The 14221-nt window shown below is 71.7% G+C and carries 14 protein-coding genes and 1 pseudogene; all 15 read left to right on the top strand.

What is annotated here, in order from left to right; translation table 11 throughout:
• Positions 1–72 precede the first annotated feature (72 nt).
• The 15 genes and pseudogenes from ACLZOT_RS26535 (at position 73) to ACLZOT_RS26605 (ending at position 14123) form a co-directional block, all read left to right on the top strand.
• Positions 73–1503, top strand: a complete 1431-nt coding sequence (locus ACLZOT_RS26535) for an SCO6880 family protein (protein ID WP_416971581.1) — start codon at positions 73–75, stop codon at positions 1501–1503.
• A gap of 11 nt (positions 1504–1514) precedes the next feature.
• Positions 1515–1958 carry a DUF6238 family protein gene (locus ACLZOT_RS26540; protein ID WP_416971582.1) on the top strand — a complete coding sequence of 148 codons (444 nt, stop codon included), beginning with the start codon at positions 1515–1517 and terminating at the stop codon, positions 1956–1958.
• 12 nt (positions 1959–1970) lie between these two features.
• Positions 1971–3476, top strand: coding sequence for an ATP-binding protein (locus tag ACLZOT_RS26545; protein ID WP_416971752.1), 1506 nt, complete (start codon positions 1971–1973; stop codon positions 3474–3476).
• A complete protein-coding gene (locus ACLZOT_RS26550; protein WP_416971583.1) occupies positions 3473–4153 on the top strand; it encodes a hypothetical protein in 681 nt (226 codons plus the stop codon). Before ACLZOT_RS26545 ends, ACLZOT_RS26550 begins: the two co-directional genes overlap by 4 nt.
• A gap of 40 nt (positions 4154–4193) precedes the next feature.
• Positions 4194–4604, top strand: coding sequence for a hypothetical protein (locus ACLZOT_RS26555; RefSeq protein ID WP_416971584.1), 411 nt, complete (start codon positions 4194–4196; stop codon positions 4602–4604).
• A gap of 210 nt (positions 4605–4814) precedes the next feature.
• Positions 4815–5363, top strand: a complete 549-nt coding sequence (locus tag ACLZOT_RS26560) for a hypothetical protein (RefSeq protein ID WP_416971585.1) — start codon at positions 4815–4817, stop codon at positions 5361–5363.
• A 167-nt stretch (positions 5364–5530) separates the two neighbouring features.
• Positions 5531–6712 (top strand): hypothetical protein, encoded by a 1182-nt coding sequence (locus tag ACLZOT_RS26565; RefSeq protein WP_416971586.1) that lies wholly within the window; start codon positions 5531–5533, stop codon positions 6710–6712.
• 11 nt (positions 6713–6723) lie between these two features.
• Complete coding sequence (locus ACLZOT_RS26570) at positions 6724–7215, top strand: hypothetical protein (protein ID WP_416971587.1); 492 nt, start codon at positions 6724–6726, stop codon at positions 7213–7215.
• 5 nt (positions 7216–7220) lie between these two features.
• The gene (locus ACLZOT_RS26575) at positions 7221–7559 is read left to right on the top strand and encodes a hypothetical protein (RefSeq protein ID WP_416971588.1); all 339 of its coding nucleotides are present in this window, start codon (positions 7221–7223) and stop codon (positions 7557–7559) included.
• Between the two features lie 2 nt (positions 7560–7561).
• Positions 7562–8152 carry a hypothetical protein gene (locus ACLZOT_RS26580; protein WP_416971589.1) on the top strand — a complete coding sequence of 197 codons (591 nt, stop codon included), beginning with the start codon at positions 7562–7564 and terminating at the stop codon, positions 8150–8152.
• Between the two features lie 7 nt (positions 8153–8159).
• Positions 8160–8606, top strand: a complete 447-nt coding sequence (locus ACLZOT_RS26585; protein WP_416971590.1) for a hypothetical protein — start codon at positions 8160–8162, stop codon at positions 8604–8606.
• A 418-nt stretch (positions 8607–9024) separates the two neighbouring features.
• Positions 9025–10792, top strand: a pseudogene (locus tag ACLZOT_RS26590) (type IV secretory system conjugative DNA transfer family protein).
• 47 nt (positions 10793–10839) lie between these two features.
• Entirely contained in the window at positions 10840–11694 is an 855-nt protein-coding gene (locus ACLZOT_RS26595; protein ID WP_416971753.1) for a hypothetical protein, read from the top strand.
• A gap of 51 nt (positions 11695–11745) precedes the next feature.
• Positions 11746–12675, top strand: coding sequence for a hypothetical protein (locus ACLZOT_RS26600; RefSeq protein ID WP_416971591.1), 930 nt, complete (start codon positions 11746–11748; stop codon positions 12673–12675).
• 89 nt (positions 12676–12764) lie between these two features.
• The gene (locus ACLZOT_RS26605) at positions 12765–14123 is read left to right on the top strand and encodes a DNA cytosine methyltransferase (RefSeq protein ID WP_416971592.1); all 1359 of its coding nucleotides are present in this window, start codon (positions 12765–12767) and stop codon (positions 14121–14123) included.
• Positions 14124–14221: the final 98 nt, after the last annotated feature.

The following is a 14221-nucleotide window of genomic DNA, read 5'->3' on the forward strand; positions in this document are numbered from 1 at the left end:
GGCGCCGACCCCATCGCCCCGGCCGGGCTCCCACGCCAGGAGGCGCCCCTGTCCACCGAGTTCCTCTCCACCGTGCGGTTCCCGACCCGCTCCCGCCGCGGCATCCTGCTCGGCCTGAGCCCCGCCCAGCTGACCGTCGTCGGCCTCGCCGGCGCCCTGCTGCTGGTGACCATGGTCGCCAGCGGCCTGGTCGGCGCCGTCCTCCTGACGCCCGTATGGGCGCTGGCCGCCGCACTCGTCCTCATCCGCTTCCACAGCCGCTCCGTGGCAGATTGGGCCCCCATCGTCATCCGCTACTACCTGCGCCGGGCCAAGGGCCAGCTGATCTGGCTCGCCCGCCCCAGCTCCCGGCCCCGCCGCGACGGCCTCCTCCACCTGCCCGGAACCACGGCGAGCCTGCGCGCGGTCACCGCCCCTGGCGGGACCATGGGCGCCGTCCACGACCCCGAGCACGGCACCCTGATCGCCGCCGTCCGCGTCACTTCCCGCGCCTTCGCTCTCCTGGATGCTCCCGCACAGTCCGCCAACGTGAGCGGCTGGGGCCGTGCCTTGGCAGCCCTCGCCCGCACCGGCTACATCAGCGCGGTCCAGGTCATCGAGCGCACGGTGCCGGACTCGGGCGACGCGCTGCAGCGCTACTGGGCCGAGCACGGCGACCCGGACGCCCCGGTCGCCGGGCCCGTCTACCAGGAACTCCTCGACGCCGCCGGTCCGACCGCCGCTCCGCACGAGGCGTACATCGCCATCGCCCTCGACCTCAAGGCCGCCCGCCGACTGATCGGCGAGGCCGGCGGCGGACTCACAGGAGCCTTCACCGTCCTGTCCCAGCTCACCCCCGGCTTCGAGCAGTCCCTGCGCAACGCGGGCCTGACCCCCTCCGGCTGGCTCACCGGCCGCGAGTTCGCCGCCGTGATCCGCAGCGCCTACGACCCCAAGTCCCTTGCCGCGATGGACCAGTGGTCCGACACCGGCCGCGCCGAAGCCGACCCCGCCGCCGCCGGACCGGTCGTCCTGGTCGAGGAGAGCGAGCGCATCACCAGCGACACCGCCTGCCACGCCGTCTACTGGATCGAGCAGTGGCCCCGCAGCGAGGTGAGCCACGGCTTCCTCCACAGCCTCGTCTTCTCCGCCGGCGTGCGTCGCACCCTGTCCCTCCACTACGGACCCGAAGACCTCGACGCCGCGCTCAAGGCCGTCCAGCGGCGCAAGGCGTCGATCGTCGCCGACGCGGCCGAGCGCGTCCGCAAGGGCCAGGTGGACAGTGAGGCGGACTCCATGGAGTACGCCGACGCCAAGGAGCACGAGCGCGAGCTGATCTCCGGCCATGCCGACGTGGACTTCACCGGCCTCGTGGTCGTCAGCGCCGACACCCCCGAGGACCTGCGCCGCCAGTGCGCCACGATCGAGACCGCCGCGGCGAGCACCAGCCTGGACCTGCGCCTCCTCAAGTTCGAGCAGGCCGAGGCGTTCTCCCGGGCCGCCCTCCCGCTCGCCCGTCTGTGACGGGAGACCACGTGCACCACCCTCCGGCCGACAGCCCCCGGCTGCTGCGGTTCGCCACCGCCGCCGTGGACGTCCACCATCACACCAGCGCACCGGACCAACTACCGGCGTCACGAACCGAGTTGGATGCGCTCCACGCGCACTGCACCGCTTTGTTCCAGCTCCTCGACACCCACACCGCGACCGCCCGGCCACACCAGGCCGCCGAGGCCGAGCACCTCCACGCCGCACGGATCCGCCTGTGGCAGACCGCGGACGCCCTCCACTTCGCCTACCACCGCGCCCCCCGGGCCGACGGCCGCGCCCCCACCCGCGAAGCCTGCGCTCTGCGACTGCCCGAGGGCACCCCGGACCTGGTCATCTGCCAGCGGCACACCCTCGCCTCCGCCCGCATGCGGCGCATCTCCACCCCCGCCGAGCTGCGCGGCGCCCCCGCCCCCGCCTTCCGATCCTGACGGGAGAAGTTCCTGCGCTCCTCCGCCTCACCTCTGTTCACGCCCAGCCGCTCCGACCGGGCCTCCCGCCGCCAGGCCCGCCGCGACCTGACCGCCGCCCGGCGCACCGCCCGCGACAACTCCCGGCCGACGCGCACCCGCACCCGCCGCGAAGAGAACGAGGAGCTGCGCCCGTTCTACCCGGCTGGGGGGCGCCCCGGTCCCGCCTCCCTGCGTGGCGGAAAGCTCAAGCTCCCCGCGCACCGGATGACCACCGCGACCGCCTCCGGGGCCTACCCCTTCCTGGCCGAGGGCGGCCTCGGCAGCTCCGGTGTCCTTGTCGGCCGCGACGTCCACGCCGAGGCGTCGTTCGTCTTCGATCCCTTCGCGCTGTACGGCAAGGTCGAGAACTTCACGAACCCCAACTGCCTGATCGCCGGCGTGATCGGCCAGGGCAAGTCAGCGCTGGCGAAGTCGATCGCGTTGCGCTCCACCGCCCATGGTTACCGTGTCTACGTCGCGTCCGATCCGAAGGGCGAGTGGACGAGCGTCGCGCAGGCAGTCGGCGGCACGACGATCGCTCTCGGCCCCGGACTTCCCGGCCGCCTCAACCCGCTGGATGCGACCGCCGCGCCGGAGGGCATCGACGAGGAGGCGTGGGCCGGCGAGGTCCGCAAGAGGCGCCTGCTGCTCCTCGGCAGTCTCGCCCGGACCGTCCTGCGCCGTGACATGCGGCCGATGGAGTACACCGGTCTCGACGTCGCGCTGGACACCGCTGTCCGGCAGGCCGCCGCTGCGGGCCGGGTTCCGCTGCTCGGCGACGTGGCCGCCGTCCTCGGCCGGCCCGACCTGCTGGACTCGGCGCTCGGCGACCCGTCCCGCCGCGTCGGCGAAGCCTCCCAGGACCTCTCCCACGCCTTCCGTCGTCTGATCACCGGCGACCTCGCCGGGATGTTCGACGCACCGTCCACCGCCGTCTTCGATCCGCTTAGTCCGATGCTGACCATCGACCTGTCCCGGCTCGGGTCCACCGGTGACGACACGGCGCTGACGCTCGCGATGACCTGCGCGTCCGCGTGGATGGAGGCCGCACTCAGCGACCCCAACGGCGGTCGGCGCTGGGTGATCTACGACGAGGCTTGGCGCATCATGCGGCACGCCGCGCTCTTGGAGCGGATGCAGGCCCAGTGGAAGCTCTCCCGTGGCCTCGGCATCGCGAACATGCTGATCATTCACCGGCTCAGCGATCTGCTGTCGGCCGGCGACCAGGGCTCCCGCGCCCGCGCACTGGCCGAGGGTCTGATGACCGACTGCGCGACCCGCGTGATCTACCGGCAGGAGGCCGACCAGCTTGCCGCCACCGCTGGGCTGCTCGGCCTGACCGGAGTGGAGACCGCCGCGATCTCCCAGCTCGGCCGGGGGCGCGGCCTGTGGAAGGTGGCCGGCCGTTCGTTCATTGTTCAACATCTTCTCCACAAGGCCGAGCTGGAGCTGTTCGACACCGACGCTCGGATGCACGATCCGGGGCGTCCGGCGTGAGCCGCCCCTCGGTCACCGTCGGGCACCGGCCGGACCTGGGCTTCCTCGTCGCTGCGGCAGTCGACCGCCGCAGCGCCCAGTGGCTGGAGCAGGCCGGATTCGTCCGCGACGACGCGCTCGACCTTCACCGCCCGCGCCACGACAGCCCCGCCACCGTCGAGCGGCAGCTGCGGGATGCGATCCGGCTGCTCACCGCCGCCGAGTACGGCGTCACCAGGGTATTCAGCGAGGCCGAGCAGCGTGCGCGGATCGAGGACCGGCCCTCGTGGGTCGGTGACGGCGGGGTGCGGACTGCACTGGACAGGATTGTCTACGGGGACATGCTCACCGCTGACATCTGCAACGGACACCTCACGCTGCTGGCCTCTCACCATTCACCATACGGGGGCCGCGAGTTGCTCGGCCTCTACGCCGCCACCGGGGAAGGCGCCATCTTCTACAAGGGCAGGCGGCCCTACTACAAGGTCAACCGGCACGAGGACCTGGACTCGGCCCTCACGACGTGGACGGCCTCCGGCTACGCCACACAACCTCCCGCCGACGGCGCTCGCCGGAACGCGGCCCTCAGCTCGTCGCCTTCACGACCGCAGGCCACCTCTGCGGCGCCGTCCTCCGCTGGTCCGGCACCACAGCGCCCGCCCCGGCCTACCAGCGGCCATGTACCACGCCCCTTCTGACCGGCCCAGCTCTCAACTTCTCTTCGCTGCTTGGAGATCCATGCCGAACACCCTGACCCGTTTGGACGAGCGCCTGGAGGCCGCAGCCGGCAACTCGCTCTCCGCGCTGGCCGCCAGCGAGGCCCGTGCCGACGCCACCACCGCCCGCCTCGTCGAGGCCCACCGCGCCCTGGTCGCGGCCGAGACCCGCGTCTCCTTCCTGCGCGTGAAGCTGATCAACGTCGCGGCGGCGCGCCGCCGGGTGGACGACGCCGTCCTCGACCAGCTCGACGCCCAGCTGGAGGCCCTGGAGACCGCCGCCGACCAGCGCGACCGGCTGGAGGAGGAACTACTGCTCCTGATCCAGGCCCGTGAGGAGGAGGCCGGGCGCGCGGCCGAACGCGAACGGGCGGCGGCGAACGCCCCGGCCCGGGCGGTCCTGGTGATCCAGGGCGCACCCCGGCGGCGATGACCACGCCCCACGTGGCCTTCGGCTGAGATTACGACGCGGGTGAATTCGTCGTCATCCGCGGACAGAACCCGCAGGCCGCCGGGGAGATCCTCTACCAGTCGGGGTTCTGGTACCACACGGCCGACGTCGAGAACAACGCCTGGCGCCAACACCCCGGCGTCGAAGCACACGACCAGGTCCAGCACCGCTGCCGAGGCCCTGCGGGCTCTGATGAAGACCGGCGTGCAGGTGGCGAACTGGCACCGGCCGGAGCAGACGCCGCTGCAGGTCCTGGCGTACTACGAGTGGCTCCAGTCGGCCGAGCCGTTCCCGGACGCCGACCTGGCTGCCGTGACCGCCCGCAGCACTGCGGAACACGAGCTGCGCGCCGGTCTGACGAACCCGCTCAGCCGCGAGATCGCAGCCGATGTCCAGGCCGGTCGGATCGTCGTCGAGGCGATCCAGAGGTTCAACGACGACCACTGGTGGCTCGCCCGGCTCGGCGAACAACCCGACCAAGAGCGGCCGTTCGTGATGATCCGCTACAACTCGCGCGACCGGTACCTGTCTGAGACCGACCGGTGGAACCCCTCCTACGGAGATCTGCCGCGCAGGGACTTCCGCCTCCTCTACCAGCGCGACACCGCGCGTCCGGAACAAGCCAGCCTGCGCGCCGCCGCCGCGGTCCGCACTCCGCTGGCCCGGATGAGCGCGGCCCCGTCCACTCCGCCGCCGCGAGTACCCCCGGACCCACTGCCCAGGGTGTCCCGCACCCGCTGAGCATCGAGCCCACGGAGCCAACTCGTGCACGAAGACGGCGAATCGGCCCTCCCCTCACGCGTCACCTTCCGGCGCCGGAAAGCCGTCGTCACCGCCACCACGGCCAGCCGGGACCAGGTGGTGCACCAGGCGCCGCCGCTGAACCTCCCCCGCACCGCCAACAGGAGTTGCGCATCAACCCCCATCACATCGCCATCACCCGCGACCCGCAGTACGGCGTCGCCGCCTCCCTGGGCGCCGACGCCGACCCGGCCGCGCGCGAGGTCCTCCTCCGCGCCGGGTTCCGGCCGCTCGCCGACGGCCGTCTGACCATCGACACCGCACCCGACCAGCAGAACCTGTTCCTCCACGTGCGGCAGACCGTCGCGTTGCTGCGCCACAGCGGAGTCCAGGTCGAGGCCGCCCCGGAGTTCGACTACACCGCCGCCAGCCAACCCCCGCTGCCGAGCCAGGCACAAGCAGCCGCAGGTGCGGACCCTGTCGTCCGCCTCGCGCCGCCCGCCGAGCCCCTGGCGCCCGAGGTGGCCATCGGTCGGCATCCACAACTGGGCATCATCGCCCGCATCCCCTTCGTCCAGCCGCACATGCGGCAGGCGCTCACCGAGGCGGGGTTCGTGCGCACATCGCCGACCTCCGACCTGTTCGCGCTCGACGAGCCAGAACACGAAGGCGATCTCCGTGCCACCCGCGCGGTCGCCCAGCTGCGCAACCAGAGCGTGCGTGTCGCGACCGACCTCGCCTTCGAGCCGCTTGGCAGCCCGTACGTACCGACCGACCCGTTCGCCACCCGGCTCATCGCGGCCATGGACCGCACCCCGCAGTCCCCGGCACAGAGCCCGGCACCCGAGCACACGGACCCGTTCGCCACTCGGCCCATCGCCCCGCAGGACCGCACTCCGGCATCACTCACCCGCGCCGCTGCCCAGTCCGACCCGTTCGGCACCGTCGTGCACACCGGGCCCAGCGCCCAGGACCGTGGCGCCGACGCGCTGCTGCACGACCGCGTGGCGATGAACAGCGAGGTCGCCGCGAGCCTGCGCGCCATCGACGCCCAACTGCGCGCCGACCCCGCCGGCGTCGACTTCTCCCGCGTGGAATCCGTGATCGCCCAGGCGGACACCGTCCTGGCCAGCAACAGCCGGGACCTCGCCGCCGTCGCCACCCGGCCCGCTACCGCCGCCTCCCGCCCGGGTCCCACCAGCGCCCGCACCCGCGCCGCGCTCGCGACAAGCGGCCGGGTTCGCTCCAGCGCCGCCCTCCACGCGCAGGGCGCCGCTTCCGCCGCTGCTGCCGTCCCCGCCGTCGACCCGCGCATCCAGTGGGCTGCCGGCCACTCGAACTCGCGTTAAGGAGAGCCAACTTGGCCGTCAAGAAGATCTGGTCCGTGGAGCACTCCTGCGGCCACAGCGTCGACCACGACCTGTCGGAACGCCCCGCCGACAAGCGCGCGGGCTTCGCCCGCTGGCTGGCGGAACGTTCCTGCAAGGAGTGCTGGCTGGCCGAGCGCCAATCGGACACCGCCTCCCGCGAAGCCTGGCTGGCCGAGCGCCGCGCCGCCGAGCAGCAGGCTGCCACCGAGTGGGCCGAGCAGTTCCGCATGCCCGACCTGGACGGTCCACCCAAGGCCGTGCCGTGGGGCGAGCGCTGTCGGCACCAACTGGTCACCGGCGCCTACCGGGTGCTCGTCGAGGAGGGCGACCTGGACGAAGCCGACTGGCAGAAGATCGAGGACCAGGTGCGCCTGCTCGACACGGCGACCTGGTGGATCGATCAGCGCGCCGCCGCCCCCGGCGATCTGCCCGAGCTGGTGGCCGCCGCGCACGACGCCCGCACCACCGAGAACCCGTACTGAGCCGCGTGACCGAGCGTCTCTTCCACTTCTACGTCGAGGGCTCTGAGCACGGCCCCTACCCCGGCCTGGCCGACCCCCGCGACACTCTCGGGCACATCGGCCCCTACTGCTCTCCCGCCTTCTCCCGGCGCACCGCCGAGCAGATCGTCGCCCCGGACGAGCGCGGGCTCTACCGGATCGGCGGTCGCTGGCCCTGGGACTACGACGGCCCCCTCGAAGCCGCCGAGCGCGACCAGGCGGCCCTCGCCCGATCGGCCGCCCGGCCTGCCACCGCCCCGCCGCCGGCCGCAGAACCCGTTCCGGTCGTGGCGGCCCCGCCCGTCGCGACCGCGCCGGGGAGGTGACCGTGTACCCAGTGATCTCCCGCTACTTCTCGGCTCAGGACCTGATCGCCAGCCTGGTCACGGCGGCAGCCAACCGGGGACAGCCGCTGCGGCTGCTGGACGCCTGGCGGCCGGTCCCCGAACTCTCCGTGCTTGGCCAACAGGCGTTCGTCGCCGAGCTGACCGCCCACCTCTCCCGGACGGCAAACCCGGCCCAGGCGATGAGGTCCCGGGTGGTGTGGCAGTGCACGCTGCGCACCGACCCCGACCGGGCCCCGGCCCCCGACTACCGGTTCGCCGAGGTCGCCCGGCGGATCCTGGCCGCCACCGGGATCGCCGCACCGGGCGACCCCGCCGCCTGCCGCTGGGTCCTCATCCGCACCGACCCGCACGAGGCCCGCCTCCTGGCCCCGCTGGTACGTGCAGACCAGACCCTTGCCGCGACCTCGCGCGACCGGTCCCTCGCCCTGGCCGTGTGCCAGCTGGCCGAGCACGAGGACCGCAACCCGCGCTTCACGGCTGCCCGTTCGGCCCCCGCCCAGCGTGCCACCGTCGTCGCCGCACCACCGGCCGTCGTTCCGCAGGCGGCCCGCCCCCTCCACCGTTCTCCGTAGGAGCCCCGTGCCCAACGACCCCACCCTCGCCCTCGTGGAGGCCGCGGTCGCCCGCGCCAGCGACGCGCTGCGGCAGATCGAGAAGCTCGCCCCCGAACTGACCGCGGAAGAGGCCGCCAACGTCGTGCAGTGGATCGGACTGCGGCCCGGACCGGCCCACCGGCTCGCCGCCGCCATGACCGCCCTCGGCAACCAGCTGGGCACCGAACTGGGCGACCAGCCCGAGGTCTGGGAGCCCGTCCTGGACGCGGGTGCCCGGTTCGCCGCCGCCGGGTACCGCGCCGCCGCTCCAGTCGCTTACGCCACCGACGGCCTCGTGGACGTAGCCGCCCGCCACCACGCGGCCACCTCCAACTCCCCAGCAATCCGGGCTGCCGGCCCAGGCCCGCAGATCCATGCCGCCCCCACCGCCGTCACCCCGCACTCCCGGATCGTCGAACCGCCCCACCGCTGACTCCGGAGAAGCGAATACCCCCCCACAGCCGAGGACGAGTTCCTCGTCCGCCCGCTGATGGACCCGGAGTACAGCCTGTTCGGGCGGATGACCGCGCTGCTGAACACCACCTCCCAGCGGCTCAGCGAGATCTCCGCCGTCGACCCGGTCGCCGAGGAACCAGCCACCTCCCGGCGGGTCGCCGCCCTCACACCCGAACCACCGCCCCCGGCCACAGTCGCCAGCCCCCACCGGCAGCCGTACCCCCAGCACCGGCCCGCCTCGCCAGCGCGGCCTCGCGCTGAGGCAGCCCGCCTGACGCCGGCCTCAGCAGGCGGACATCCAGGTTTCGGCCGATGCCCATCGGCGACCACACCGCAGCCACCTGCCGCCGGCCTTGGCCGCGCCCGCCGTCAACTCCCCCGTTAGGAACCACCCCCTGCCCGCCACCCCGAAAAGCCCCTCACCGAGTCCGGGCACCGATGCCCTGCTCTACGCCCTCATAGGTGCAGGCTCGGCTCTCGCCATCTTCGGCTCCCTCGCCTGGATCGGCGGCAACACCGCCAACTCCCTTACCAGTAACGGTCCCTGGCGCACCCCGTTCGAACCGGTCACCGCCGCGCTGCATCCCGCTGAGCTGTACCCGCACCTGCCGTCGCTGGCGCTGCTGATCGCCACCCGCGTCATCCCCACGATCTCCGCTCTCGCCCTGGCCGCCGCCGGCCTGTGGCTGTGGTCCCGGCACCGGAGCAAGCCCAGCGGCCTGGCGACCTCCCGCGACCTCTCCCCGCTGCTGCCCGCCGAGATCACCGCCAAGGCGCGCGACCTGCGGCCGAGCCTCGCGGACTGTAAAAGACCGGGCAATCGGCCCCGATGACAGCGGGTTGCTGCTCGGCAACCTCGCCCCGTCCGGCCCGGAGGTCCGCGCCTCCTGGGAGGACGTGTGCGTCGCCATCATGGCGCCGCGAAGCGGCAAGACCACCAGTCTGGCCGTCCCCGCGATTCTGCGCGCACCCGGCCCCGTTCTTCTGACCAGCAACAAGGCCGCCCGAGACGCCTACACCGCGACCTTGGAGGCGCGGTCCGAAGCCGGCCGCGTCTGGACCATGGACCCGCAGGGCATCGCGCACACCCCGCAGGGCATGTGGTGGGACATCCTGGCCGACGCCAAGGACCTCCCCGGCGCCCGCCGCCTTGCCGGCCATTTCGTCGCCGCGGCAGTTGACGAAAGCTCCCAGGGGGATTTCTGGAGCACCGCCGCCCAGAACACCCTCTGCGCTCTCTTCCTGGCCGCCGGATGCGACCGCCGCCCGATCACGGACGTTCTGACGTGGCTTGCCGTGCCGTCCAACCGCACGCCGATCGACATTCTCCGCGACCACAAGCTGATCGCCATCGCGGACCAACTGCAGGGCACAGTCTCCGGAGCGGTGGAAACTCGCGACGGAATTTACGAAACCGCCCGCCAGTACGCGGCATGCCTGCTCGACCCGAAGATATCCCGATGGGTCACCCCGAATCCCGACCTGCCGCAGTTCAAGCCCGAGGAATTCGTCACCGCCGAAGACACCCTCTATCTGCTGTCCAAGGACGGCGGTGGATCTGCGGGTGCCCTGATCGCGGCAGCAGCCGACTCCGTCATGCGCACCGCGGTCATCCAGGCCGAACGCTCCGGCGGACGACTCGATCCCCCGCTGCTCGCAATCCTCGACGAAGCCGCTAACGTCTGCAAAATCTCGGACCTCCCCGACCTGTATTCCCACCTCGGATCACGTGGTGTCATCCCGATCACCATCCTGCAGTCCTACCGTCAGGGCCAGAAAGTCTGGGGCGAGGCGGGCATGGACGCGATGTGGTCCGCCGCCACGGTCAAGGTCGTCGGCTCCGGAATCGACGACGCGGATTTCGCGGACAAGCTCTCCCGACTGGTTGGCGAGCACGACGTGGAAACCGTCTCGCATTCCACCTCGGAATCCGGACGGTCCACCTCGACCAGCATGCGCCACGAGCGCATCCTGCCGCCGGACCAGATCCGCGCCCTGCGCAAGGGCACCGCCCTGTTGTTCGCCACTGGCATGCGCCCCGCCATGCTCGACCTGCGGCCCTGGTACAAGGAGCCCGGCGCGGGAGCAATCGGCAAGGCATCCTCGCGGCAGACCGATCTCATCACCGAGCGCGCGCTCGCTGCGGCGGGTGAGACCGAGTGAATTACTCCTCCGAAACCGCAAACCGCATTTTGTCGCTAGGTGCCGGCGTGCAATCGACTACCCTTCTCCTGCTGTCCGCGATCGGTGAGCTTCCGAAACTCGACTACGCGATTTTCGCTGACACTGGTTGGGAACCGGAAGCCGTTTACCGACATCTGGACGAGGTGGAGCGCCGAGTCGCCCGACCGGCGAACATCCCGATTCTTCGGGTGTCCTCGGGAAACATACGGTCGGATGCCCTTGACCCGGGGCACCGATTCGCTTCGATGCCCCTGTACATCCTGAACAGGGACGGCAGCCCGGGAATGACCCGACGCCAATGCACAGGCGAATATAAGATAAAGCCGATCAAGCGGGAAGTGCGCCGAATTCTGGGCTACCCCTATCCGGCGCAAGTCCCGCGCGGGGTGTATGCCGAGCAGTGGATCGGCATCTCGACCGACGAGTTCCATCGCGCCAAGGACTCGGACGTCAAGTACACCCGTCACAGCTTTCCGCTGATCGACCTCGGACTGTCGCGCCAGGACTGCCTCAAGCTCCTTGCCGATCACGGCTGGGAATCCACCCCGAAGTCCGCTTGCCTCGGATGCCCATTTCACGGAAATGCCCAATGGAGGCAGATCCGCGACGAGTCTCCGGAAGAATGGGCGGACGTCGTCGAGTTCGACGCCGCGATTCGCGCAGGAAACGCTCGGGCAAATTCCGAGGGCCGGCCACTGCTCGGGCAGGCTTACCTGCACCGCTCTCGGCGACCGCTGGCCGAGGCTCCGATCGACCGGCTCAGCCGCGCGGAACTGGCCGCCCTGCAACAGCAGCTCCCGCTGGTCGAGGACGAGTTGGAGAACGGGCCCGAGGACGGCTGTTCCCCCTTCAGCTGCCGCTCCGGTGAGGCGGTCGCGTGACCGCCCCGTCCACCAGCGCCTCACACCCTCCGCACCCGGCCATCGCTGACCGTGCCCTCACTCACCAGGAGGTACCCCCTGGCTCGGATCGAGTCCGTCGACCAGGCCAAGGCCCTGCGTCTGATCTGCCCCCTGCCGGACGGCGCCGTCGTCGGGCTGCGGCAGGTGGCTCGCCGCGGCGACGTGGTCATCACTGCTGAACTGGCCCAGACCATCCGGGAAGACACCTGGAGCGGCATCCGCATCCGTATCGTTTCCCCATCCGCTGGCGCGGTCGACGCCAACTGGTTCGGCTTCTCCCAGTACGACGTCTTCAACGGGAGGTACCACGCACCGTCCGCCCGCGACTGCGGCGAACTCGCTCGCTACAACGCCCACGTCATGCTGGTCGCGGACGGCATCGATGCCCGCCGCCTCCGGGACGCGGCTGCCGAGTACACCGCCGCCTTCGCGCCGCCGCCCGCGCCTGAGTTCACCGCAGCCGCCCACCTGGGCGCTCTGTTCAGCATGGCCCGTCGACTCGACCACCTGGGCTCCATCAAGCCGAAGATCCTGGCCGGACGCGCCTTCGCCCATGCAGAAGTCCTTCGGGATGTCGCGGGTGAAATCCACCTCGATCTGCTGCCGCTCACCGGCGAGCGGCAGGCGGCCGACAGCGCGCCGGTCGAGGTGACCGAGGGTCTGGCCGATCTCCGCAAGCTGCGTACGGCGCTGGCCGCTCTCGCCCACTCTGCCGACTTGGGCGACCACTCGGGCTACGGGGAGATCTTCAGGGGCCACGCGGCGAACCTGGACGGGATCGACCACGAGATCACCACCGACCTGGCAGCGGACCGTGCTGCCGCGGAGGGCGCCCGCCCCAGCGCTGCGGTGAGCACGTCCCCGACTGCCCTCGCCACATCAGGGGCCGACCGGTCGGGCGCCAGCACCACACCCTTCGCCTCTACGCCGGACCGGGCGGCGGAGAGGGGACGGCGCTGAGCTACCGGTACCCAGAGATCCCGCCGCACGACTACCAGCCGCGGCTGTCCACCGCAGGTGACCTGCGGTGGCCCGACGAGGGCCCGCAGATGGGGCCGTGGACGCACGAGCAGCTCGTCGCGCTCGCTCACCCCTGGCCCGTGGCCTGGTTGTTCCCGCCCCGCCCTGGCGATCCCCAGCGAGTTGTCAACTTGTTTGCGGGTCCTGGTGGTTGGGAGCAGGGACTGCGAGTTCTGGACCCTTCAGGGTTCGACGTGGTCGGCGTCGAGATCGGCTGGGACGCCTCGGCGACCGCCGTCGCGGCCGGGCACCGGCGCATCGTCGCCGACGTGCGGGCCCTCGACCCGGTCCACCCCGCGCTGCGGTACGTCGAGGGTCTCACGGTCAGCGCACCGTGCCAGGTCTGGTCTCCGGCCGGCAAGCGCGCGGGCCACCAGGAGGACAACATCGAGCTGTTGCTCGACACCTTCACCCTGGCATGCGAGGCCAGCTTCGGCCACTACCACGACACCGGGGCATGCGAGGACGCCGACATCTGCGGCATCTGCTCCGACCCGGGCTGGGACGGCTACAACGGTTTCACCGGACCGCTGTTGACCTTCGACGAGGCCCGCTCCCTGGTGCCGCAGATGAGTGACGAGCGCATCGGGCTGATCGCCGAGTCACTGATCTGGTCGCTGGCGCTCACCGCCCGCTACGACAACCTGCGCTGGATGGCGATGGAGCAGAGCAGCGCCCTGCCGGAGGTGGTGCTGGACGCCATCTCGGAGGAGCTGCAGATCGCCGACTGGTGCTCGGCCGACTACCAGGTTCTGGATGCGGCCGATGTCGGCGTCGCCGCCCACCGGCGCCGCGTCTACCTCGTGGCCGGCCGCCACCATTACGTCAACCTGCAGGCCATGCAGCCCTCCGAGCCGGTCCCCGGGCGCACCCTCGCCGAGGCCCTCGGCTGGCCGGAGGGGGTACGGGTCAACACCCGTGGGACCAGGCGGACGTCCGGCGGCAACGAGTTCCCGGCCGATCGCACCGCTCCGGGCACCACCAGCAAGATCCGCGGCTGGTACTGGGCCGACGACAAAGATCGCAAGTACACGGTGCCGGAGGCGGCTCTCACCGTCGCGATGCCGGCCGACTACCCGTGGACGGGCTCCCGCTCGTCCGCCTGCCAACAGCTCGCCGACATTGTGATCCCGACTGAGGCCGCGCGCGTGGTCGGCGGCGCGATCCTGCGCAAGGAGTGGGAGCGTCCGGTCTCCCAGTATCTGGACACGATCTACAGCCCGGAGAGCCGGGCCCTGGCAGCACCTGCCGCAGCCGAGCCCGTGTCACCCCGGGCGACCGCCGCCACCTCCAGCGGCACCGCCCAGGTACAGATGCTGCCCGGCTTCGACGACCTCTTCGTCGCCGCCGCCCCCACCGCGCGCAGCCGGGCGGCCCGCCCGCGGTGACCCCTCCCCGGCTCCGGTACCGGCCGCGCGCCGGAGCCGGGGAGGCCACTGCCCCTCCACTACTTCGGGAGCCTCACCATCGACCGCCTGCCTGACCA

This window comes from Streptomyces sp. 4F14, from assembly GCF_048159485.1.
Lineage (GTDB): Bacteria > Actinomycetota > Actinomycetes > Streptomycetales > Streptomycetaceae > Streptomyces.

What these genes read in the sequence shown, in the direction of transcription:
- ACLZOT_RS26560 (WP_416971585.1), top strand. Translation starts at nt 4,815, where the DNA reads ATGAAGACCGGCGTGCAGGTGGCGAACTGGCACCGGCCGGAGCAGACG.
- ACLZOT_RS26605 (WP_416971592.1), top strand. Translation starts at nt 12,765, where the DNA reads ATGGGGCCGTGGACGCACGAGCAGCTCGTCGCGCTCGCTCACCCCTGG.
- ACLZOT_RS26555 (WP_416971584.1), top strand. Translation starts at nt 4,194, where the DNA reads ATGCCGAACACCCTGACCCGTTTGGACGAGCGCCTGGAGGCCGCAGCC.